22 protein-coding genes are annotated in these 23,148 nt (G+C 61.9%); 7 read left to right on the forward strand and 15 right to left on the reverse strand.

Going from position 1 to position 23,148, the window contains the following annotated elements:
• Positions 1–52 precede the first annotated feature (52 nt).
• The 11 genes from rpsO to lnt all read right to left on the reverse strand — a co-directional run bounded on the left by rpsO (position 53) and on the right by lnt (position 11,483).
• Positions 53–322 carry a 30S ribosomal protein S15 gene (gene rpsO / locus ACO06F_RS08725; RefSeq protein WP_421696299.1) on the reverse strand — a complete coding sequence of 90 codons (270 nt, stop codon included), beginning with the start codon at positions 320–322 and terminating at the stop codon, positions 53–55.
• Between the two features lie 18 nt (positions 323–340).
• The gene (gene truB / locus ACO06F_RS08730) at positions 341–1,255 is read right to left on the reverse strand and encodes a tRNA pseudouridine(55) synthase TruB (RefSeq protein ID WP_421696300.1); all 915 of its coding nucleotides are present in this window, start codon (positions 1,253–1,255) and stop codon (positions 341–343) included.
• A gap of 102 nt (positions 1,256–1,357) precedes the next feature.
• The gene (gene rbfA, locus ACO06F_RS08735; protein WP_421696301.1) at positions 1,358–1,741 is read right to left on the reverse strand and encodes a 30S ribosome-binding factor RbfA; all 384 of its coding nucleotides are present in this window, start codon (positions 1,739–1,741) and stop codon (positions 1,358–1,360) included.
• Positions 1,742–1,747: 6 nt separating this feature from the next.
• The gene (gene infB / locus ACO06F_RS08740) at positions 1,748–4,381 is read right to left on the reverse strand and encodes a translation initiation factor IF-2 (RefSeq protein WP_421696302.1); all 2,634 of its coding nucleotides are present in this window, start codon (positions 4,379–4,381) and stop codon (positions 1,748–1,750) included.
• Entirely contained in the window at positions 4,378–4,965 is a 588-nt protein-coding gene (locus tag ACO06F_RS08745; RefSeq protein WP_421696303.1) for an RNA-binding protein, read from the reverse strand. The genes infB and ACO06F_RS08745 overlap by 4 nt, the downstream gene beginning before the upstream one ends.
• Positions 4,966–5,015: 50 nt before the next feature.
• Positions 5,016–6,617 (reverse strand): transcription termination factor NusA, encoded by a 1,602-nt coding sequence (gene nusA, locus ACO06F_RS08750; RefSeq protein WP_421696304.1) that lies wholly within the window; start codon positions 6,615–6,617, stop codon positions 5,016–5,018.
• Entirely contained in the window at positions 6,610–7,218 is a 609-nt protein-coding gene (gene rimP, locus ACO06F_RS08755) for a ribosome maturation factor RimP (RefSeq protein ID WP_421696305.1), read from the reverse strand. Before rimP ends, nusA begins: the two co-directional genes overlap by 8 nt.
• Before the next feature lie 165 nt (positions 7,219–7,383).
• Positions 7,384–8,043, reverse strand: coding sequence for a tRNA (guanine(46)-N(7))-methyltransferase TrmB (gene trmB / locus ACO06F_RS08760; RefSeq protein ID WP_421696306.1), 660 nt, complete (start codon positions 8,041–8,043; stop codon positions 7,384–7,386).
• Entirely contained in the window at positions 8,040–9,236 is a 1,197-nt protein-coding gene (gene metK, locus ACO06F_RS08765) for a methionine adenosyltransferase (RefSeq protein WP_421696307.1), read from the reverse strand. Before metK ends, trmB begins: the two co-directional genes overlap by 4 nt.
• Before the next feature lie 95 nt (positions 9,237–9,331).
• The gene (locus ACO06F_RS08770; protein ID WP_111199604.1) at positions 9,332–9,733 is read right to left on the reverse strand and encodes a helix-turn-helix domain-containing protein; all 402 of its coding nucleotides are present in this window, start codon (positions 9,731–9,733) and stop codon (positions 9,332–9,334) included.
• A gap of 178 nt (positions 9,734–9,911) precedes the next feature.
• The gene (gene lnt, locus ACO06F_RS08775) at positions 9,912–11,483 is read right to left on the reverse strand and encodes an apolipoprotein N-acyltransferase (protein WP_421696308.1); all 1,572 of its coding nucleotides are present in this window, start codon (positions 11,481–11,483) and stop codon (positions 9,912–9,914) included.
• A gap of 66 nt (positions 11,484–11,549) precedes the next feature.
• On the opposite strand from lnt, the gene ACO06F_RS08780 reads away from it, so the two are divergent.
• Positions 11,550–12,338 (forward strand): maleate cis-trans isomerase family protein, encoded by a 789-nt coding sequence (locus ACO06F_RS08780; RefSeq protein ID WP_421696309.1) that lies wholly within the window; start codon positions 11,550–11,552, stop codon positions 12,336–12,338.
• A 2-nt stretch (positions 12,339–12,340) separates the two neighbouring features.
• On the opposite strand, the gene speB is transcribed toward ACO06F_RS08780, so the two are convergent.
• Together speB and doeA are read right to left on the reverse strand one after the other, a co-directional pair.
• Complete coding sequence (gene speB, locus ACO06F_RS08785) at positions 12,341–13,237, reverse strand: agmatinase (RefSeq protein ID WP_421696650.1); 897 nt, start codon at positions 13,235–13,237, stop codon at positions 12,341–12,343.
• Positions 13,238–13,314: 77 nt separating this feature from the next.
• On the reverse strand, positions 13,315–14,496 hold the full coding sequence (gene doeA / locus ACO06F_RS08790; RefSeq protein ID WP_421696310.1) for an ectoine hydrolase DoeA: 1,182 nt from the start codon (positions 14,494–14,496) through the stop codon (positions 13,315–13,317).
• Between the two features lie 64 nt (positions 14,497–14,560).
• Between doeA and ACO06F_RS08795 the strand changes: the two genes are divergently transcribed.
• Positions 14,561–15,649 carry an NAD(P)/FAD-dependent oxidoreductase gene (locus ACO06F_RS08795; protein ID WP_421696311.1) on the forward strand — a complete coding sequence of 363 codons (1,089 nt, stop codon included), beginning with the start codon at positions 14,561–14,563 and terminating at the stop codon, positions 15,647–15,649.
• On the opposite strand, the gene mutY is transcribed toward ACO06F_RS08795, so the two are convergent.
• Entirely contained in the window at positions 15,646–16,662 is a 1,017-nt protein-coding gene (mutY, locus tag ACO06F_RS08800) for an A/G-specific adenine glycosylase (RefSeq protein ID WP_421696312.1), read from the reverse strand. The two genes, ACO06F_RS08795 and mutY, sit on opposite strands and share 4 nt — an antisense overlap.
• 35 nt (positions 16,663–16,697) lie before the next feature.
• Here mutY and ACO06F_RS08805 point away from each other — a divergent pair, with 35 nt between their 5' ends.
• The 5 genes from ACO06F_RS08805 (at position 16,698) to ACO06F_RS08825 (ending at position 22,463) form a co-directional block, all read left to right on the forward strand.
• Entirely contained in the window at positions 16,698–17,324 is a 627-nt protein-coding gene (locus ACO06F_RS08805) for a DUF721 domain-containing protein (protein WP_421696313.1), read from the forward strand.
• Between the two features lie 40 nt (positions 17,325–17,364).
• Positions 17,365–17,985, forward strand: coding sequence for a DsbA family protein (locus tag ACO06F_RS08810; RefSeq protein WP_421696314.1), 621 nt, complete (start codon positions 17,365–17,367; stop codon positions 17,983–17,985).
• Positions 17,986–18,021: 36 nt separating this feature from the next.
• Complete coding sequence (gene smc / locus ACO06F_RS08815; RefSeq protein ID WP_421696315.1) at positions 18,022–21,486, forward strand: chromosome segregation protein SMC; 3,465 nt, start codon at positions 18,022–18,024, stop codon at positions 21,484–21,486.
• Entirely contained in the window at positions 21,483–22,085 is a 603-nt protein-coding gene (locus tag ACO06F_RS08820; protein WP_421696316.1) for an HAD family hydrolase, read from the forward strand. The genes smc and ACO06F_RS08820 overlap by 4 nt, the downstream gene beginning before the upstream one ends.
• Positions 22,086–22,148: 63 nt before the next feature.
• Positions 22,149–22,463 carry a DUF1272 domain-containing protein gene (locus ACO06F_RS08825; RefSeq protein WP_421696317.1) on the forward strand — a complete coding sequence of 105 codons (315 nt, stop codon included), beginning with the start codon at positions 22,149–22,151 and terminating at the stop codon, positions 22,461–22,463.
• Positions 22,464–22,472: 9 nt separating this feature from the next.
• Here the strand turns inward: ACO06F_RS08825 and ACO06F_RS08830 are convergent, their stop codons facing one another.
• Positions 22,473–22,991 carry a tetratricopeptide repeat protein gene (locus ACO06F_RS08830; RefSeq protein ID WP_421696318.1) on the reverse strand — a complete coding sequence of 173 codons (519 nt, stop codon included), beginning with the start codon at positions 22,989–22,991 and terminating at the stop codon, positions 22,473–22,475.
• Positions 22,992–23,148: the final 157 nt, after the last annotated feature.

The raw sequence follows: 23,148 nt of genomic DNA on the forward strand, positions 1-23,148 counted from the left end.
CGGGCAGCTACTCGGTGTTCCGCCCGCTCGTACTTAGGTATCGAACTCAGCCTTAGCGGCGGATTTCGAGTCGCTTGATGAGCGTCTGATAACGCTGATCGTCGATCCGCTTCAGATAGTCGAGAAGCGAACGGCGCTTGCTCACCATCGTCAGAAGCCCACGGCGGGAATGGTTATCCTTCTTGTGGGTCTTGAAGTGGCCGGTCAGGTAGTTGATGCGTTCCGTGAGGATCGCAACCTGGACTTCGGGTGAACCGGTATCACCCGGCTTCGTGGCATATTCTTGAACGAGAGCGACCTTGCGCTCGGGAGTCATAGTCATCGGTCATCTCCAGGATGTCTAAAGGTTGAACAAACGCTTCGGCTTGAGCGTTCCTTCGCCGATCGTTCCAATGCCAACGGGCTTTCCCCCGCTCGTCACCAGAACCGCATCTTCTGCGATGGGAGCATTCGCACCTCTGAGGAGGACGGGTTGTCCGAGCCTCAGGCGCCGGGCCTGTTCCGCATCAATGGCCAGTGCCGGGATGCCGTCCAGCACGGTCTCGATCGGGAGCAGAGCCCCATTTATGGCGTTGCCGCCGTCGGCCTTATGGCTGAGTTCCGTAAGGTTTTCCAGTGAAATCATATGGGCTTCCGTGAAGGGCCCCACGGCCACCCGCCGCAGCATGGAGACATGGGCGACCGTTCCCAGCGCCCGGCCCATGTCGCGGGCGAGCGAACGAATATACGTGCCCTTGCCGCAGATCACTTCGAAGGTGGCGTGGTTTAGGTCTGGCATGTCCACCAGGCTGAGCGCCTCGATCAAGACGGGGCGGCAGGCCAGTTCAACAGTTTCCCCGGCACGGGCCAGGTCATAGGCCCGCTCGCCATCAACCTTGATCGCCGAATAGATAGGAGGAGTTTGCATGATCTCGCCGGTGAAACGCGGCAGAACAGCCTCGATATTCGCCCTCGAAGGCCGGTTGGCGGAAGTGGCGGAGATGTCGCCCTCGAGGTCGTCCGTCGTCCGCTCTTCGCCCCAGGTGGCGGTAAAGCGGTAGATTTTCCGGCCATCCATGGCATGCGAGACGGTTTTGGTGGCCTCACCCAGCGCAATCGGCAACAGGCCAGATGCCAGCGGATCCAGCGTGCCGCCATGGCCCGCCTTCTCAGCATTGAACAGGAAGCGAATCTTGCCAACCGCCTGGGTGGACGTCATGCCATGGGGCTTGTCGAGGATCAGCCAGCCGTGAACTGGGGTGCGCTGTCTTTTCATGCCAGAAGCACAGTCACGCCAGCGAAGGCCGGCATCCCGATTCTCTTCCGCCGCCCAAAGCGGGACCACAGCTTTCGCGGGGGTGGCGACAGGTGCGGTGGTTCACTTCTTCTCCAGATCGCGCGCCACTTCGGGGCTGCGCAGCAATTCATCGATCTTGCCGGCATAATCCAGAGCGGTGTCGACGCGATATCGGATTTCGGGTGTAAACTTCATTTCGAGCTTTGGCGCGACCAGGCCGCGAATATATCGCCTGTTCCGGTTCAGCGCCTCAAGCAGCGGCTTCTCCTTGCCCTGCTGAAGCGTTCGCACGAAGGCGGTGGCGATCTTGAGGTCAGGTGACATTTGCACCTCAACCACGGTTGGCGTCAGCCGTTCAAGGTCAGGGTCGCCAGAGTCTCCGCGCAGGAAGATCTCCGCCAAAGCGTGGCGGATCAGTTCACCGGCGCGGAGCTGGCGTTGGGAGGGGACACTGCCTTTGCTCATCTCAGATCAATCCAGCGTGCGCTGGACCTTCTCCACACGGAAGCATTCGATCACGTCGCCGGCGCGCATGTCCTGGTAATTCTCGAAGGCCATTCCGCATTCCTGGCCAACGGGCACTTCCTTCACCTCGTCCTTGAAGCGCTTCAAGGTCGAGAGCGTGCCTTCGTGGATCACGACATTGTCGCGGATCAGGCGAACCTTGGCGCCGCGCTGCACGGTGCCCTCGGTGACCTGGCAACCTGCCACCTTGCCCACCTTAGTGATGTTGAAGACCTCGAGGATCTTCGCATTGCCAAGGAAGGTTTCGCGCAGTTCAGGCGCCAGTTTGCCGGCCATGGCCTGGCGGATATCGTCCACCAGATCATAGATGATATTGTAATAGCGGATCTCGATGCCGGCACGCTCGGCTGCATCGCGGGCCTGGGTGGATGCGCGGACATTGAAGCCAAGCACCACGGCCTTGGAAGCTTCCGCCAGCCCGATATCGGACTCGTTGATGCCGCCCACCGCATAATGGATGACGCGGGCCTTGATCTCGGCATTGCCGATCTTTTCCAGTGCCTGCACGATGGCTTCCGCCGAGCCCTGCACGTCCGCCTTGACGAGGATCGGGAATTCGGTTGCGCCCTCCTTGATGGCAGACATCATCTGCTCAAGCGATGAACGTGCCGAGGCCGCACCGCGGGTCTCGCGGCGCTTTCTCTCCCGATATTCGGTCACTTCACGGGCACGCGCGTCGTTCGGTACCACGTCGAACTGGTCGCCTGCTTCAGGTGCGGAGTTGAGGCCCAGAACCTCCACCGGGGTCGAGGGTCCGGCTTCCTTCACCTGCTGGCCCTTGTCATTGACAAGTGCCCGCACGCGGCCCCAGGCGGAGCCTGCCACGAAGATGTCGCCCAGCTTCAGCGTTCCGCGCTGCACGAGCACGGTTGCGACGGGTCCACGGCCCTTGTCGAGCTGCGCTTCCACCACCATGCCGCCAGCCTCACGGTCCGGGTTGGCCTTGAGGTCGAGGACTTCCGACTGCAGCAGGATGACTTCGAGCAGACGGTCTAGGTTGGTGCCCTTCAGCGCCGAGACTTCGACTTCGAGCGTGTCACCGCCCATGCTCTCCACCACGATTTCGTAGCGCAGCAATTCATTGCGCACACGCATCGGATTGGCGGCAGGCTTATCGATCTTATTGATCGCCACGATGATTGGCACACCGGCCGCACGTGCGTGATTGATGGCTTCTACAGTTTGCGGCATGACGCCGTCATCGGCGGCCACCACCAGCACCACGATGTCGGTTGCTTTCGCACCGCGGGCACGCATGGAGGTGAAGGCCTCATGGCCCGGCGTATCGATGAAGGTCACAACGCCGCTGGCTGTTTCGACCTGATAGGCACCGATGTGCTGGGTAATGCCGCCCGCTTCGCCCGAGACCACGTTGGTCTTGCGCAGAGCGTCCAGCAGCGATGTCTTGCCGTGGTCGACGTGGCCCATGATGGTGACGACCGGCGGACGCGATTTCAGTTGTTCCGGCGCGTCCGTGTCACCCGAAAGGCCTTCGACGACGTCAGCTTCAGACACACGCTTGACCTTATGGCCCATTTCCTCGGCCACCAGCTGCGCGGTGTCGGCGTCGATCACGTCGTTGATCGTGTGCATCTCGCCCTGTTTCATCAGGAACTTGATGATGTCCACAGCGCGCTCGGCCATGCGGTTGGCGAGCTCCTGAATGGTGATCGCCTCCGGAATGATGACCTCGCGGGTGGCCTTTTCCGTGGGCATCTGGAAGCCCTGCACCTGCTTCTTGAGGCGCTCCGTGCGGCGGCGGAAAGCGGCGACGGAGCGGTTGCGCTCGTCATCCTCGTTCAGCGCATTGACAACCGAGAGGCGGCCGCGGCGTTTGTCAGCATCCGCAGTCTTGGTGGGGCGTGCCGGAACCGGTGCCTTCACATCGCGCTTGATGGCGCCCGGGAAGGTGCGGCGCGGTGCGGTTTCCTCTTCGTCATGGGTCCGCTTCACGGGGGCGGGGCCGGCCTTGCCCGTGGTGGGCTTCATCGGCACAGTGGCGGGGGTGACCACATTGGCTGCGGCAGCCGATTTGGGCGCCAGCTTGCGGGCGGCATCTTCGGCCTTCCGGCGGGCGTCTTCCTCAGCCTTGTGCCGAGCTTCTTCCTCGGCCTTGCGCTTAGCCGCGGCATCACGCTCGACACGGTCGATTTCTTCCTGCGCGGCGCGACGCTTGGCGTCCTCTTCCTGGCGCTTGCGATCTTCGGCCTCACGCACACGGGCGCCGGCAAGGGCGCGGTCACGCGCTTCCTTTTCATCGGCAGTCAGCGTGCGGAGAACCACGCCGGACCGCTGCGTGGGCTGCGGCTTGGGTGCGCTGGGCGTCTGGGTGTTCGATGGCGGAGCAGGTGTTACCGGCGTCACGCGCGGCGCCTGCTGCTGGAACGCAGGCTTGGCGTCACCGGGCCGGTCGTCGCCAATGCGCTTGCGCTTGGTCTCGACCACCACGGTCTTGGAACGGCCAGCGCCGAAGCTCTGCTTGACCTTGCTCTGCTCGATCGACGGGCGCTTGAGGGTCAAGGTGCCGCCTCCGGGGCGGCTGCCTTCGGGCTTCCGGTCTTTGTCGTTGTTGTCAGTCATATTCTCTCTTCAGGTCCTCGGGTGGGCCTCATGCCAAGGCCCTCAAACATCTCGATCCGGCGCACCGCGGCGGAGAGCTTCTCGGCAAGCCCTCCCTTGGCCACGGCAGCATGTACCACATTTGGGCGGCCAAAAGCCAAATCCAATTCGCGTATCTCGAAAAGAACGATTTTTTCGACACTGGGCTCTGCCAGCTTGTCCAACTTCCGGCAACCGTCAGGTGCAGCTTCCGTTCCATGGAACAGCAGTCTTGCCCGCCCCCGGCCCAGCATTTCCTCAACCTTCATGAAGCCCTGAACCGCTTCGCCGGCCTTTTTGGCGAGCGAAAGAAGGGAAAGGGCCTGCTGACGGAGGAGATTCTGAACCATACCCCCAAGATCGGGCGGCATTGTGGTCTCCGCCTTGAAAGCTTTGGAAAACAGCTTTCGCGAAATCGCTTGGTCCAAAAGCTCTCGGTCCAGGCTTAGCCAAATACCCCGGCCTGGAAGCTTGCGGGCCAGATCGGGCACCGCAACGCCATCCGGACTGCGGACGAAGCGGATCAGCTCCGCCTCGTCCTTCACCTGCCGGGTGAGAATGCACATGCGGTCCGCCAAGGGCTGATCCGCGTCGCTGTCTGGTGCGTCCTCTGCGATCAGGCTTCCACCTCGCCCGCTTCTTCCTCGGCCTCGGGCTCGACCGGGGCTTCGATCCAGCCGGCCTTGATGCGGGCCTTCATAATGAAGTCATTTGCCTCTTCCGCGCCGATTTCGAGGTCGGAAAAGGCGCCTTTGTGCTTCACGGCACCACCGGGCTTGCGTTCGGTCCAGCCGATCAGCTCATCAGTGTCGCAGCCGGCAAGATCTTCGACCGACTTGATGCCGGCCTCACCCAGAGCCACAAGCATGGCGGGTGCCAGGCCTTCAATATCCTTCAGCTCGTCGAGCACGCCCAGCTCCACGCGCTTGGAGTCGAGTTCGGCGGCTTCGCGGTCCAGGAACTCGCGGGCACGGTTCTGCAATTCTTCCGCAGTCTGCTCGTCAAGGCCCTCGATCGAGGCCACTTCATGTGCGTCCACGTAAGCCACTTCCTCAACATTGGCGAAGCCCTCGGAGGCGAGCAGCTGCGCCAGCGTCTCATCGACATCAAGCGCCGAGACGAACAGCTCGGTCCGTGCCGCAAATTCCTTCTGCCGGCGCTCCGATTCCTCGGCTTCCGTCATGATGTCGATGTCCCAGCCGGTCAGCTGGGAGGCAAGGCGCACATTCTGGCCGCGGCGGCCGATGGCAAGCGAGAGCTGCTCATCCGGCACCACGACTTCGATGCGCTCCGATTCCTCATCGAGCACAACCTTGGAGACTTCCGCTGGCGCCAGCGCATTGACCACAAAGGAAGCCACATCTTGAGTCCACTGGATGATGTCGATCTTTTCGCCCTGAAGCTCGTTCACCACGGCCTGAACGCGGCTACCGCGCATACCAACGCAGGCACCGACCGGATCGATCGAGCCATCCTTGGAGCGGACCGCGATCTTGGCGCGGCTGCCCGGATCGCGCGCCACTGCCACGACCTCAACCACGCCATCATAGATTTCCGGCACTTCCTGGCCGAACAGCCGGGCCATGAATTCAGGATGGGTGCGTGACAGGAATATCTGAGGTCCCCGCTGCTCGCGCCGCACGTCATAAACATAGGCGCGCACCCGGTCACCCGGGCGGAAGGTTTCGCGCGGCAGGGATTCGTCGCGGCGGATAATACCTTCACCACGACCCAGGTCCACGATGACGTTGCCATATTCCACGCGCTTCACGGCACCGTGGACGATCTCGCCGATCCTGTCCTTGTACTCGGCATACATCCGGTCACGTTCGGCATCGCGGACCTTCTGCACGATCACCTGCTTGGCGTTCTGCGCGGCAATGCGGCCGAATTCGATGGGCGGCAATGATTCGGCAATCTGGTCGCCGACATTGGCCGCGGGATTGCGCCGCTGGGCCTCGGCAAGGCTGATCTGGGTCGCTTCATTCTCGACGTCTTCCACGACGAGAAGCAGGCGCTGCAACCTGGTCTCGCCGGTGCGCGGATCGATCTCGGCGACGATCTCATTCTCGGCGCCATAGCGTGCCTTGGCAGCTTTCTGCACCGCCTCTTCCATCGCATGCAGAACGACGGACTTGTCGATCGACTTCTCGCGCGCCACGGCATCGGCGATCTGCAAGAGTTCAAGCCGGTTTGCGCTTACGCCATAATCAGCCATTGTCTTCGCTCCTCTCTTGCGAAATCTTGTCTTCGTCGATCTCGGCGCCATCGCCATAGCCCTTTTGGGGCAAACGGCTCTTTGCGGCTTCGATCAACTGGTCGGTTAGAACTAGCTTGGCATCGGAAATATCAGCAAAGGGTACGCCGATCAGCACAGGCTCCTTCGTAGCGCCCTCTGGGTTCTCAATAAACAACCGCACCTCGCCGTCCGCATACCCCTCAAGATTGCCCTTGAAGCGCTTGCGGCCCGCGACCGGCACTGCCATTTCGATTTTCGCCTCATGGCCAGCCCAAATCTCGAAATCCGAGGGCCGAACGAGGGGGCGATCGATGCCGGGAGACGACACCTCAAGATGGTAGCGGCTCGAAATCACGTCCTCCACGTCGAGCAACGGGGAAAGTGCGCGGCTCACTGCCTCGCAGTCCTCAATTGTGAAACTGCCGTCGGGCCGTTCCGCCATGATCTGCAGCGTGGGTCCGCTCATCTTCACGCGTACGAGCCTGAAGCCCAAGTCGGCCAGCACCGGCTCGGCCAGGGCCACCACCCGCTGTGCGGGCCCCGTCTCGCGGGATAATCTGGTTTCTGTTTCGGTCGTCATCGAAGCCCTTTCAGGCAATAAAAAAAGCGGGCCCCGGACCGGGACCCACTCGCGATCTCCACTTTCGTGGCTATGTGAGTGAACCTAAGTTGGACGGCATATAGCCCGCCGCCGCCCGTTTCGCAAGGGGTGGTGGTTTGAAGCTTTTGGGGGCGTGTGGCGGGCTTAGCCCTTTCGGCGAAAGGTGAGATAGCAAGACCCCCGCCCCTCACGCCGGGCCTTCGCTTCATACCGGGTCTCGATCCAGTTCTGATAGGGCTGGGCGGGGTCGCCTTCCTCCCCAAATCCGCCAGACGCTGCCACGTGAGCCCGCGTCCAAGCCACATAGTCCTCGATGTCACTGGCAAAGAGGAACAGGCCATCGGGCTGCAGCAGCCGGTGGAAGTGGCCGATCGTTTCGGGACTCACGAACCGGCGCTTGTTGTGGCGGGCCTTTGGCCAGGGATCAGGGTAAAGGAGGTAGATCCGCTCAAAACTGGCGTCGGGCAGCGCTTCCAGCAGGGGCCGCGCATCAGCGTCATGGATCTTCACATTGGTGAGGGATTTCTCCTCCACCAGCGCCAGCATCTTGGCCACGCCATTGACGAAGGGTTCGGCTCCTATGAATGAGACGCCGGGATGAAGCTCGGCCTGATGTGCCAGATGTTCGCCGCCGCCGAAGCCGATTTCCAGCCATCTGCGCCCGCCCATGGCACTGAAGGGATCATCCAGAGCGACGCGGAGATGGGGCAGCAGCCCTTCGACCAAGCCGGAATGATGACGGCGCAAGGTTTTGCCCTTGCGCCGTCCATAAAACTGGAACCGCTTTTCGCCGCCGCTGATCACTTCACCGCGGCTTTGAGCGCCTTTGCAAGGTCGGTCCTCTCCCAGGAGAACCCACCATCCTTCTCAGGAGCGCGTCCGAAATGCCCGTAGGCAGCTGTTCGCGCATAGATCGGCCGGTTGAGATTCAGATGCGTGCGGATGCCGCGGGGGCTCAGATCCATGACTTTGGCCAGCGCCTTTTCCAGCTTGGCTTCGGGCACCTTACCGGTGCCATGGGTATCGACATAGATCGAGAGCGGCTGGGCCACGCCGATCGCATAGGAGAGCTGGATGGTGCAGCGCTTGGCCAGACCAGCCGCCACAACGTTCTTCGCAAGGTAGCGCGCGGCATAGGCGGCCGAGCGGTCAACCTTGGTCGGATCCTTGCCGGAGAAGGCGCCACCACCATGCGGTGCCGCACCGCCATAGGTGTCGACGATGATCTTGCGGCCGGTAAGGCCTGTGTCGCCATCGGGTCCGCCAATGAAAAACTTGCCGGTTGGGTTGACGTGCCAGATGGTCTCATCCGTGATCCAGCCCTTGGGCAGCGCCTTTTTCACATAGGGCTTCACCAGCTTGAGGATATCCTTGGAGGTGAGGTCTTCATCCAGGTGCTGGTGTGAGACGACAATCTGGCTCGCGCCCATGGGCTTGCCGTTCTTGTAGATCACGCTCACCTGGCTCTTGGCATCAGGGCCCAGGGACTTCGCCACACCGGAGTGCCGGGCGTCCGCCAGCAGCTTGAGAATCTTGTGAGAATAACACAGCGGCGCCGGCATCAATTCCGGGGTCTCATCGCAGGCATAGCCGAACATGATGCCCTGATCGCCGGCACCCTCTTCCTTATTCTCTCCGCCGGAGTCCACGCCCTGGGCAATGTCAGCGGACTGGCTGTGGAGGAGGATGACAATCTTTGCCGTTTCCCAGTGGAAGCCGGATTGCTCGTAGCCAATGTCCTTGATGGCCTTCCGCGCTGCGGCGTCGATCTTTTCTTTGGTCACGGAGGCGGGGCCGCGGGTTTCGCCCGCGATCACCACATAATTGGTCGTGGCCAGGGTTTCGCAAGCCACGCGCACTGACCAGGGGTCGAAGCCCTGTTCCAACGCCTCGCGGTAGAACAGGTCAACGATCTCGTCGGAAATCCGGTCACACACCTTGTCGGGATGACCCTCGGACACCGATTCGCTGGTGAACACGTAATTTTTGCGTGCCATCTGGAATCCCAAACCCCTTGCTTAAATCCGCGCGCTTTTTGGCAGCGTTGCAAGCGCTGGTCAAGGCGGGATGACGCAGGGGTGACCCCCGGATGTTACTCTTTGGTTTCTGCGATGACGCGGGCGATCGTGGAGATGAGCTTCCGCTTGTTGACGCTATCAGCGTCACGGAAAGCCTTCGCCAGTGTCACACCTTCGACATTCATCAATGCAGACAGCACGGCATCTTCCTCGCGGGCCTCACCCATGCCGCCATGCTCCTCAACGCCCGGCAACTCCTCGAAGAAGAACTGCACCGGGACGCCAAGAATCTTGGCAGTAAAGTAAAGGCGGCTCGCACTGATGCGGTTTGCACCTTTTTCGTATTTCTGCACCTGCTGGAAGGTGATGCCAAGCAGTTCGCCCAGCTTCTCCTGGCTCATGCCAATAAGTTGGCGGCGCATGCGGATTCTGCTGCCCACATGCACGTCGACAAAGTTCGGATCGCGTCTTGTCATTTTATCCTCAGACCTTGTGCCCCCCGGTCTGATGCCTGACACTGCTACAAAGTTGTCCGTCATGACTTTGTCTGCAATTCCTCAAGCCTGTTTGGCTTAATATACCTAATCTCAGCGCGCAATTCCTTTTACCCCAAAACTGGGCCGCGTCATGCGAAAACTGTCCTCCAACGTCAACTTATCCCGTTCTAGTCGTATTTTTCACCGATAATGCCGCTGCAAACGCCACCGCTGCGAGCAAAAAGAGGGTCCAATCTCCCCAATGCCCGTAGAGCGTGCCATCAAGTGCCACCGGAAGCGCAGAATCGATCACGCTCTGCTCCATCAGGGGCAGGTGGGAAACGACGCGGCCATAGGGATCAATCACCGCAGAAATGCCGGTGTTGGCGGCGCGAATCACCGGAAGTCCCTGTTCAATCGCCCTCAGACGGGCTTGTGCCAGATGCTGCCAGGGTCCGGTGGAGCGTCCAAACCAGCCGTCATTGGTCACATTGAGGATGAGCTCCGGGCGTGGCCCGTCTGCTATAAGCGCGTCCGGGAAAATTGCCTCGTAGCAAACGCTGAGAGCGGCCCTGAGGCCCCCTGGCAACGTCATCGTGATGGGTCCTGGGCCCGCCACAAAGCTTCCCGGGGTCTTCACCACCTTGCGGAAGCCTAAGGGCTCCAGAAGCCAGCCGAGTGGCAGGAACTCGCCCCCGGGCACCAGCCGCCACTTGTCATAATGTGCCACTGGCTCGGCATTTCCATCAAAGACGATGATGCTGTTGTGGACGTCAGGCTCTTGATCCGGCTTACGGTCAAGCCTGATTGCGCCCGTGATCAGCACCGTCCGGCCACCGAGCAGAGGCTGGAGCTCCGCCTTGGCGGCCGGGCTTTCATCAATCAGGAAGGGTACAGCGGATTCGGGCCAGATCACATGGGTGATGCCCCCAATTCCCTCCGGCCGCTCACGCGTAGGCATGGAAGAGAGCCGCAAGAGAGTGTCGAAAATTGCCCGGGCGTTGTCCTCACGCCACTTCTCCTGCTGCGGCACGTCGGGCTGAACAATGCGGAGCGCAACGCCGGGAACCGTGGCGCCGGGTGCGGCCGCTAGGCGCAGGTCACCCCATGCCCAGGCGGCGGGAAGCAACAGAAACAGCGCGACGGCCGCCAGCGAACGCCGGCGGCTTTCGACGAGCAGCACATAGGGCAATGCGGCCCACAGCACGATCAGGAGCGTCAATCCCGTCATCCCGATGACGGATGCGGCCTGTGCAAGCCCGCCCATGCCGTCCGCAATTAGCCCGGGTGCGGCCCAGGGAAACCCAGTGAACAGGTGGCCGCGCAGCCACTCTGCCACGGCTATGAACACTGCGAAGCTCAAGGCCAGCCGCAGCCCCCCGCCGCCAAAGCGGATGGCCAGCACGGCAGCAAGACCCCAATAGATCGCCATGCCCCCCGCGAGGATCCCCAGCATGATGGGCATCATCCAGAGATAGGTGGCCGCCTCGACCAGAAAGGCAAAGCCGATCCAGTGAAATGCGAGCGCGAAATAGCCAAGGCCAAACAGCCAGCCGATGCCGAAACCGCTCCGCCAGGTCACCCGCTTTCCCGTTTCGAGCAGCAGAAGGAAGAGCGTGAAGCCGATGAAAGCCAGGGGCCAAAGGTCGAAGGGCGGCAGCCCCATCGCACTGATGGCGCCAGCGGCCAAGGAGAGCGCGCCACGTGCGGCGGCGGGCAGGCCCGCTATGCGGTGAGCAAGTCGAATCATGTGGCGGGAACTATAGGAGGCAGCCTCTTTGTCTGGTAGGAATCCTGCATTCTGGGGAGAACGCGCATGAACGACAGGTCGCCCGGCAAAGACACTATGCAGTTAATCGAACACCTGCCCTTCGAAACCGACGCAGGCATCGCCAGCCGCGCGCGCATCGGCCTTCTGGTTCTCGCCACGGACTTCACCATCGAACATGAATGGCGCGCCATTATGGCAGGCCTCAAAGGTGTCGCGCTTTATGAAAGCCGCATTCTGAACGACGCCCAGATCACGCCGGAAACGCTCCGCGCCATGGAACCGCGCATTGCCGCCGCCACGGACGTGATCCTGCCGGGAAGCCCGCTCGACGTGGTCGCCTATGGCTGCACCTCCGCCTCGATGGCAATTGGGGAGGAAAAGGTGTTCGAGCGAATCCGATCCGTCAGGCCCGATGCGAAATGCACAACACCCATCACAGGCGCCTTCGCCGCGTTTCATGCGCTCAAGGCAAAGCGAATCGGCGTGCTGACGCCCTACCGCGCCGACGTGAACCGCATCGTCGCAGACTACATTCAGGCGCGCGGCTTCGACGTCCCGGTCTTCGGCTCTTTCAATGAGCAGGATGATGGGGTCGTGTCACGCATTACGCCGGCATCAGTGAAGCGCGGCGTTCAGACGATCCTGTCGCACGCGGCGGTCGATGCCGTCTTCGTCTCCTGCACTTCGGTGCGTCTGGCGGAAGCTGCACGTGACATCGAGACAGAAACCGGTGTTCCCATCACCTCCTCGAACCACGCTATGGCTTGGCACGCGCTGCGCCTTGCAGGGGTTGACGACGTCATGCCGCAATGGGGCCGGTTGTTCGAGCGGTAGCGTTACCTCCGCCGCTTCGCCACATCCTCGGCCATCGAGCATAGGATTTCGAACATCATCGTCACGCCCGCATGGGCCGTCACGCCTGTCGGATCAAAGGGCGGGGACACTTCCACCACATCCGCGCCGATGATGTTAAGTCCACGGAGCTCCCGCAGCATCTGCTGGGCCTGGAAGGTTGTGAAGCCGCCGATTTCGGGCGTTCCGGTGCCGGGGGCGTAGGCCGGGTCCAGCATGTCGATGTCGAAGCTCACGTAGGTGGGGCCTTCTCCCACCACGGCGCGCGCCTCTGCCATTATGGCCTTGGGGCCTTTCTCCAACGCCTCTTCGATCCGAACCATGCGCACACCCATCTTTTCACCCCAGGCGAAATCTTCGAGGTCATACATGGAGCCGCGCAAGCCAATCTGGATCGTGCGCTTAGGGTCGAGGACACCCTCCTCGATCGCCCGCCTAAAGGGCGTACCGTGGGTATATTTAAAGCCGCCGAAATAGCCGTCATAGAGATCGGTATGGGCGTCAAAGTGGATCATGCCCACAGGTGCCGTCCCGCCCACAGCCCGCAGCACGGGCAGCGAGCACAGATGGTCCCCACCCGCCGAGAGCGGGCGAATGCCCTTGGCGACGAGCGCCTTGAAATAGGTCTCCACCCGTTTCAGCGCATCGTTCACATCCGCAGGGTTGACCGGGCAGTCCCCGAGGTCGGCTATATTGGCAATCTCTGAGGGCACCGTGTGCATGGTCTGATGCATCGGGCGCACCATGGACGACATGTCCCGCATCTGGCGGGGGGCGTGGCGGGGGCCGGGGCGGTTCGTCGTGCCGCCATCCCATGGAATCCCCACGAGACCGATATCGATCCCTTCTGCCTCTTCGAGCGGCACATGGGGCATGCGCATGAAGGTGGCGATGCCGCCGAAGCGCGGCGTGACGAGCCCTGAAATGGGCTTATTGAAAGGAGCCACTTTCTTTTCCTTCAATTCTTGACGACCAGCTTGCGCGGCGTCTTGCACAGGCACTCAACGCCATCTGCGGTGATGAGGATGGATTCCGAGAGCTCGATGCCACCGTCATCGAGCCACAGGGCCGGCATGAAATGGAGCGTCATGTTCGGCTCCAGCACCGTTTTGTCTCCGCGGCGAATGGAGAGGGTGCGCTCACCCCAGTCCGGCGGATAGGACAACCCGATCGAATAGCCCGCGCGCGAGTCCTTGTGAAAGCCGCGCTTCTGCAGCGTGCCGAAGAACGCCTCCGCCACTTCGCCACAGGTGACGCCCGGCCTGCATTTCTCGAGCCCCGCATCGGTTGCTTCGGATACAGCGCTCTCGGCATCGAGAAACTTCTGCGGCGGTGCCCCCAGATAAACGGTACGTGACAGCGGGGCATGATAGCGCCGGTAGCAGCCGCCGAGTTCGAAGAAAGTGCCTTCATTGTTGTTGAAAGGGCGGTCGTCCCAGGTGAGGTGCGGCGCAGTGGCGTCAAGGCCTGAGGGCAGCATCGGCACAAAAGCGCAATAGTCTCCCCAGTGCCCGCCCGCACCGAGGATTGCCTGCTTCTGGATTTCGGCGACAAGCACGTTTTTCGGCAGGCCTGGCTCCACCAATTCGATCACCTTCGCATGCATGGCATCGGCGATGGCAGCTGCGCGGCGCATGAAATTCACTTCATGCTCGCTCTTGATGATGCGCTGCCAGTTAACGAGCCCGGTCGCATCATGGAACTGGGCGCTGGGCAGATGACTCCGAAGGGTTTCGAAGGCGGCGGCGGAGAACCAGTAATTGTCCATCTCCACACCAATCCGCGCTGCTTCCCAGCCACGTGCCGCAATGGTTTTGGCGAGTTGCTCCATCGGGTGCTTGGCCGGATTTTGCACGTAGGTGTCGTCATAGCCCACGATATTGTCGTGGTGCATGAAGACTGTGCGCTTGGCGCCGAACGCATCCATGCCCCGGCCCCACCAGACGGGTTCGCCATCGAGCCCGAGCAAAACGCCTTGGTGCACATAGAAGGACCAGCCGTCATAGCCCGTGAGCCATGACATGTTGGAGGGATCCGAGACCAGGATGAGGTCAAGACCCTTCGTCTCCATGGCCTTTCGCGTCTTGGCGATGCGCCGTTGATAATCGTCGAGCGGGAAATGCAGTGTCACACTTGTCATGGCACCTATGATGGAACGGCGGGGCGTTCTTGCGCAAGAGCCAGCGCGCCGCTTATGTGGAGCGATGAACACCGAATTCGACATCATCGTCATCGGCGCCGGTATTGCCGGCGCTTCCGTGGCAGCCCATCTGGCCGAAACCCGCCGCACAGCAATCTGCGAGATGGAGGATCGCCCCGGCTACCACACCACAGGACGTTCCGCTGCGGCCTACGAGCCGAACTACGGCCCGCCGCCCATATTGGCGCTGACGCGCGCAGCCGGTGCGCATTTCCGGCAGGGGGGCTTCCTCACACCCCGCGAGACACTGTTCTTCGCGCCCGAATCACAGGAAGAGGCCTTTGAGCGGCTGATGGCCATCCAGAAGGGAATGGTGGAAATTCCCATTGCTGCCGCCAAAGAGAAGTTTCCGCCGCTGCGGGACGGCTATGCAAGACGCGCGGTGCTCGATGGCGGTACGGCGGATATTGATGTGGACCTGTTGCACCAATCCTACCTGAAGTTGTTTCGCCAGCGCGGCGGCGAAATTCACTGCGACCACGCGGTGACGGCGCTGGAACGGAACGGAGGCTGGACCGTGCACACGAAGGGTAAAACACTCCGCGCACAGATCATCGTCGATGCAGCCGGGGCCTGGGGAGACGCAGTGGCGGAAATGGCAGGGCGCAAGCGAATTGGCCTTCAGCCGAAGCGCCGCTCCATGGCCGTGGTGCAGGGCCCCGAAAATCAGGATTTCATGAGCTGGCCCCTGGTGGGCGATGTGGGCGAGACCTGGTATTGCAAGCCGCAATCGGGAAAGCTTCTCATTTCGCCGGCCGATGCCACCCCGGTCGACCCTCATGACGCCTATGCCGACGATCTGACACTGGCGGAGGGCATCGCGCGCTTCGAAGAAGCCGTCGACTATGCGGTGACCCGAGTCGAACGCAGCTGGGGCGGCTTGCGCTCCTTCGCGCCCGACGGATGCCCAGTCGTAGGCTATGATGCGCGGGTAGACGGCTTCTTCTGGCTGATCGGCCAGGGCGGCTATGGCATTCAGTCCTCTCCTGCCCTGTCTCGCCTTGCCGCGGCACTCGTGATGGGACAAGCACCGCCGGCAGACATCATGGATGAGGGGCTGGTGCTGGCCGATATTTCTCCGGAGCGTTTCTAGCGGATCTTGTTCGGCTTAACCGACTCGCCCAATACAAGAGCCACCAGTTTCCGCATGACGGTGGGCAGAGCTGCACCTGAAAGATCCTCACGCCGCGTCCAGCGGTAGTCGCCTTCGTCACGCAATAGACCGTCGATCACTATCTCCGCGCGCCACACCTCCAGTTCGAGGTGGAAATGGGTAAATGTGTGCTCGACCCTACCTTGTAGTGGATGCCAATCTGCAGCCAGAGGGGCAAATTGTTCGGGATTCTCCGCGGCATCGCCCCAGGGCGTGGACGGCACCTCCATCATGCCGCCGAGCAGGCCCTGTTCCGGGCGGCGCCGAAGCAGAACGGCGCCGTCACTGCGCTCGATCCAGAAGGCCGTGCCGCGCCGCAAGGGAATCGCCTTTTTGGGCCTCTTCCGGGGAAGGCCTGGCGCCAGGCCGGTGATCCGCCCCTGGCAATCTTGTGACCATGGGCAGATCAGGCAGTTTGGGGTCCGCGGGGTGCAGATCGTGGCACCCAGATCCATCATGGCCTGGGCGAAATCCCCCGCCCGCTGCGCCGGCACCAGCGCCTGCGTCCTTTCCCTGATTTCCGGCTTCGAGTCGGGAAGCGGCGTCTCGATCGCATAGAACCGGCTGATGACGCGTTCAACATTGCCATCCACCGCCGCATGGCGCCCGCCGAAGGCAATGGCGGCAATGGCTCCCGCCGTGTAGGGGCCGATGCCGGGCAGGCTGCGCAGTTCATCCTCGAGATGCGGAAAGCGCCCGCCAAACCGGGAAACCACCGCTTTGGCGCAGGAATGGAGATTGCGCGCGCGCGCATAATAGCCAAGCCCCGCCCAGGCCTTCAGCACATCATCGAGGGGCGCGTTCGCCAGTGCGTCCACCGTCGGCCATAAGGCTACGAATTTCACGAAATAGGCCTTCACCGCCTGCACGGTTGTCTGCTGCAGCATGATCTCCGAGAGCCAGACGCGGTAGGGATCAGCCTTAACACCCGGGGCTGCGCGCCACGGCAGCACGCGGGCATGCACGTCATACCAGTGAAGAAGTTGTAATGACTTCTGTGTTTCCGGCCCTTTTCTGGCCATGCTGCTGCGCAAACAAACGACTCCTGTTAGAGCTTGATCCGCAAAAGCGGGAACCGGTTTTGCAGCAAGATCACGCTCAATCTAGAAACCCAGACGATATAGATCAGCCAGCGAAACCGGCAATGGAAACCCTGTCCAAGCATTTCCGCGAAATCACCAAGGCCGCCTTCGCCCGCTATGGCTTCGCCGCGGCGGATGTGGTGTCGAATTGGGAAGTGATCGTCGGGCCGGAACTTGCTGACGTTTCGGCGCCGGAGCGCATCCGCTGGCCCAGGGGTTCAGGCGAGCAGGCCCAAAAGCACGGCGGCACGCTGGTGATCCGCGCTGCGCCCGGCCGGGCGCTGGAACTACAATATGAAGCGTCCCGCATCATCCAAAGAATCAACAGCTTTTTTGGTTATGGCGCGGTGGTCCAGATCAAGGTGATGCAGGGGACGGAACTGAAATCACGCCGCCGTTTTCCCCCGCCCTTGCCGGAAAAACCCATTTGCGAACAGCAGCTTGCAGGTATGGAAGACGGGCCCCTGAAAGATGCGCTGGAACGGCTTGGGCGCGGCGTGGCCGCCTCGCAGAGTTCTCCACAAGGCAAATAATACTTTTGTTTCAACCCCCAACATCTAGTAGGTAACCGTCATGAACATGATCTCCCGCCGCACTCTTCTCCAGGCCGGTGCCGCTTTCGCGGCCTTCGCCGCAATCAGGCCCGCCTTTGCCGATGTCAACACGGCCGAACTCCTGAAGCCGCCAGCACTTGGCGACATGGCGCTGGGGGCCGACGAAGGGGCCAAGGTCACCATTGTCGAATATGCCTCCGCCACCTGCCCGCACTGCGCCGCCTTCCACAAGGATGTCTGGCCCAAGCTCAAGGCAGACTATGTGGATCCCAAGAAGATCCGCTTTGTTTTCCGTGAGTTTCCGCTGAACGATCCGGCATTGGCTGCCTTCATGATCGCCCGCGCGGCGCCGAAGGAATCCTATTTCCCGCTGATCGACGTGTTCTTCGACACGCTGGAAACATGGGCACAGGACCCCGCGACGGGGCTTCTCAACATCGCCAAGCAGGCGGGGTTCACCCAAGAGAAATTCGACGCCACGCTGCGTGACGAGAAGCTCGCCAAGGGCATCATGGAAATCCGGGATGGCGGCGTGAAATTCGGCGTCAAGGGAACGCCGAGCTTCTTCCTCAACGGCAAGCTCCTCGAGGGCGAACAGACATATGATTCGATCAAGGCAGAGATCGACAAGCTGCTCTGAGGAGCAGCCGTTTAGAACAAGGGGCGCGGGCGCAAGATGAAGTTCACACGGCTTAGGCTTTCAGGATTCAAATCCTTCGTGGAGCCGACGGATCTTTTCATCGAGCCCGGCCTCACCGGCATTGTCGGTCCCAACGGTTGCGGCAAGTCGAACCTGCTGGAAGCACTGAGATGGGTGATGGGCGAAAGCTCTTACAAATCCATGCGCGCCTCCGGCATGGATGACGTCATCTTCTCCGGTACCACCCAGCGCCCAGCCCGCAACATGGCGGAAGTGCTGGTGACCATGTCCAATGAGGACGGCTCGGCCCCCCCGCAGTACCAGGACCAGGACGCGATCGAAATCTCCCGCCGTATCGAGCGGGATTCGGGCTCGGCCTACCGCATCAACGGCAAGGACGTGCGCGCACGTGACGTGCAATTGCTGTTCGCCGATGCGTCCACGGGCTCCCGGTCACCCGCCCTCGTGCGGCAGGGGCAGATCGGTGAGATCATCAACGCCAAGCCCCAGGCGCGGCGCCTGATTCTGGAGGAGGCTGCCGGCATCACCGGTCTTCACACCCGGCGCCATGAGGCGGAACTGAAATTGCGCGCGGCGGAACAGAACCTGACGCGGCTCGATGACGTAACCTCCCAGCTTGAAACCCAGCTCAACAGCCTGAAGCGGCAGGCGCGGCAGGCCACGAAATACAAGGGCCTCTCGGGCGAGATCCGGCGGCTGGAGGCGATGGGCCTCTATGTGAACTGGCGCGAGACAGCGGAAGCCTCCCAGCGCGATGCGGCAGCCCTTGATGAGGCAACGCGTGTGCTGGCCGAACACACGCGCGCAGCCTCCGAGAAGCTGCGCCTGCGTGACGATCTGGGCGAGAAGCTGCCCAGCCTGCGTGAGCAGGAGGCAATCCGCGCCGCCGTGCTGCAGCGCGTGAGTCACGAGCGCAATGTGCTGGACGAGGAAGAGCGCCGCGCGGGCGAACGCCGCAAGGAACTTGACCAGCGTATCGCCCAGATCAATTCGGACCTGCAGCGCGAACAGGAACTGCTGAACGACACCGATCGTGTGTTGGCGCGGCTGGCCGAAGAAGGCGAGACACTGAAGGCGGGCCAGGGCTCTGACGATGACATCCGCGCGGAAGCCGCCGTGGCACTTCAGCTTGCGGCCGATGCGCTGTCCCGCGCTCAGGAAGCCGCCGACCAGGCCAATGCCCAGCTTTCCGAGCTCACCGCGCGCCGGAACGCCATTCTCCGCGCCATTGAAGATCACAAGTCCCGCGTGACCCGGCTTGACCGCGAACTGTCCGAAACACAGGCCAAGCGCAACGCCCTGCTCGCCCGCTACAATGTTGATGGCGATGGCGAAAAGCTGGCAGCTGCCGCCGAACATGCGGCGGAGCAGGCCGTTGAATTCGAGTATGCAGTGTCGGAGGCAGAGGCCTCTGTCCGCGCCGCACGGTCCGCGGAAACGGACCGCCGCGCCGCCCATGATGAGACCCGCCGCAAGGCGGACCGGCTGCAGACGGAAGTCCGTACACTGACCAATCTCCTGAAAGCCGGCGGCGGCGATTTGTGGCCCTCCCTTATCGATCAGATCACCGTTACGTCCGGTTTCGAGACCGCGCTTGGCGCGGCCTTGGGGGATGACATCGATGCGTCGGCCGATGAAGGTGCGCCTGTGCATTGGCGCGGCCTTCCGTCGCTGTCCGACACCGCACCTTTGCCGGATGGCGCCGAGCCGCTCGGCCGCTTCGTCGAGGCCCCATCGGCCTTGCAGCGCCGCCTCGCCCATATCGGCGTTGTCTCCAAGGCTCTGGGCCAGGCGCTTCAGCCGCAGTTGAAGCCCGGGCAGCGCCTGGTCAGCCGCGAAGGTGATGTCTGGCGCTGGGATGGTTTCACCGCCGCGGCAGATGCACCGAGCGCTGCTGCCAAGCGCCTGGCCGAGCGTAACCGGCTTGCCTCGCTCGAGGTCGAGATGGAACAGGCCATCGCCATTGCCGAGGAAGCCCGGGAACAGTTCGAAGCGGCGCGCGCGGCCGTGGAAACGGCAGCAAGGCTCGAACGCGAGAAGCGCGAAGGCCACCGTGCTGCCGTCTCCGCTATCGACTTTGCCCGACGCGCGCTGACCCAGCATGAACGGCAAGTGTCCGAACGCCTGGCTCAGACGAGTGCTCTCGATGAAGCGCGGCGCCGTATCGAAGAGGCGCTGGAAGAAGCCCGGGTCCTTCTGGAGGAAGCTGCAGCTGAAGCGGCGGATCTGCCGGTGCTCGATACGCTTCAGTCTGAACTCAATGAACTTCGCAATGTGGTCAACCGGGAGCGCGCTGCTTATGCCGAAGCCCGCGCCAGGCATGATGGCCTGGAGCGTGAGGCCAAGGCCCGCGCCGATCGCATCCGCACCATTGAAGCCGAAATATCACAATGGACGTCACGCGCTGTTCGCGCCAATGAGCAGACAGAGCAGCTAACGGCACGCGCCGAGGAAACCCGCGCAGCGATTGTTGAGCTCTCCGCCCTACCCCAGCAGCTCGCTGACCGGCGGTTGAAGCTGATGAACACGCTGGTTGAAGCAGAGACCGAGAAAAAGGCAGCCTCCGACGCGCTTCAGACGGCCGAAAATGACGTTCGCCAGGCAGACCAGGACTTGCGCGCCGTGCAGGAACTTCTGTCTGCTGCGCGTGAAGAACATGCACGCCTTGGTGCGCGGCTCGAATCGAGTACACAGCGTCTCGCCGAATGCGAGCAGCGCATTGCCGAAACGCTGCAGTGCCAGCCTGACGAAGTGATCGCCTCCACCGGTCTCGAACCCGGTCATCTGCTGGATACCCATGAGATTGAGCGCAAGCTTCATTCCCTGCGCGAGGACCGCGAACGCCTGGGCGGCGTCAATCTGCGGGCCGACGAGGAATCGATCGAAGTCGCCAAGCAGCTCGACGGTCTCATCAAGGAGCGGGACGATCTTATCCAGGCCATTAACAAACTGCGTGGCGGCATTGCGAGCCTCAACCGCGAGGGCCGCCAGCGCCTGCTCGACGCCTTCGAAACGGTGAACCAGAAGTTCGGTGAGCTGTTCTCGACCCTTTTCGGGGGCGGCAAGGCCGAACTGCAATTGATCGAGTCGGACGACCCGCTCGAAGCAGGCCTTGAGATCATTGCCAATCCTCCTGGCAAGAAGCCCACGACGCTGTCGCTCCTCTCTGGCGGTGAGCAGACGCTAACCGCCCTCTCGCTGATCTTCGCGGTGTTTCTCACGAATCCCTCGCCCATCTGTGTGCTGGACGAGGTCGACGCACCGCTCGACGATCATAATGTGGAGCGCTTCTGCAATCTGCTCGAAGCCATGTTGGAACGCACGGAAACGCGGTTCCTCATCATCACTCACCATGCCCTCACCATGGCCCGCATGCATCGCCTCTTCGGCGTCACCATGCTGGAACGCGGCGTGTCTCAGCTGGTCTCGGTCAATCTCGATGAGGCCGAGACGCTGGTCGAACAACCCAACGCGGCATGAACGTCGTCTTCGACATCGGAAATGTTCTGATCCACTGGGAGCCGCGCGCCCTCTACCGCAAGATCTTCGCCTCTGAAGACGAGGTCGAGTGTTTTCTCGGCAACGTCTGCACATCGGACTGGAACCTGGAACAGGACCGCGGGCGCAGCTTCACGGAGGCAGTGGCCGAAGCCACCGCCCGCCATCCGGACCATGCAGAGGCGATTGCTGCCTATCATCACCGCTGGGCGGAGACGATCGTTGGCCCAATCGCCGGCACGGTCGCCATACTTGAAGAGCTCGCAGCGCGGGACGTGCCGCTCTATGCGATCACCAACTGGCATCAGGACAAGTTCCGGGAAACCCGCTTGCGCTATCCCTTTCTCGGCCTTTTCCGAGATATCGTCGTCTCCGGCGACGAGCGGTTGGTGAAGCCCGATCCCGCCATCTACGAGCTCCTGCTGCAACGGAACGGCCTTGCGGCCTCCTCCTCACTGTTCATCGACGACAGCTTGAAAAACGTGAAAGGTGCGGATGCCGTTGGCATGACGGGCGTTCATTTCACCACGCCCGAGGCGCTGCGCGTGACTTTGACAGGCCTGGGACTGCTTCAGGACTGAACCTGGAGCAACGGCTTACTTATCGCCAGATCCGGCTATAATGGAGCTGTTAAGGGAGGTCCCATGCTCGAACTCAGGCCCAATTGTGAACTCTGCGACAATGACCTGCCGCCGCAGTCCTCCGAGGCGCGCATCTGCAGCTATGAATGCACATATTGCGCCCACTGCGCTGAACACGTGCTGCACAATGTGTGCCCCACCTGCGGCGGTGGATTTGCGCCGCGGCCGATCCGCCCTCTGAAAGCGTGGAGGCCCGAGAAGAAGCTGGGGCTTATCAACAACCCGGCGTCCCCAGTGCGCGTTCACAGCAAGTACCTGCGGGCAGATATCGCAGCCCACGTCGACCGAATCAAAGATCTTCCGCCTGACGCGCGCTGAACCGCCCGCCTACTGGTCCAGCTTCTGCTGAACTTCGGCAATCTTCTTGAGCACGGTGCCGTTTCCGGGCGCCAGCCGGGCTGCCTGCTGATAATCGACAAGCGCCTGCTTCAGATCACCCTTCGCCTCATTGGCGCGGCCCCGGCCGTAATAGGCCTTGGCATAATCGGGGCTCAGCTTGATGAGCGCGGTGTAGTCCGCAATGGCGCTGTCGTAATCCTGCTTGTCCTCATAGGCGAAACCGCGGTTGAAATAGCTGTCGGCAAAGTCCGGCTTCAGTTTGATGGCCGCCGTGTAATCGGCAATTGCGCCGTCATGGTCTCCGCTGTCATCATAGGCATTGCCACGATTGAAATAGGCAATGGCCAGGGCCTCGTCGCTTGCCTTGCCGCCATCGATGATCTGGCTACAACCCTGGATGACGGTGGCGGGCTGATCTCCATTGCAGTCACTGATGGCGTCTGCCGATCCCGTGGCAGGAAGGGCAAGCAGGATCATGAGAGCAATGGCGGGCGTCGTGAATCGCATACTGGTCAAATCCTCTAGGCTATGGCACCTCTGTGCCTGAACAAGGCTGCCTTATAGCGTTTCTGGCGGCGCATTGCTGCGGCAAAAGATCGTGGCATGTGCTGATGCCAAGCCCGCAACGCTCTCCTCAGCTTGTGGCATTTGCAGGACGTCCGGG

Source organism: Aestuariivirga sp., assembly GCF_965227715.1.
Lineage (GTDB): Bacteria > Pseudomonadota > Alphaproteobacteria > Rhizobiales > Aestuariivirgaceae > Aestuariivirga.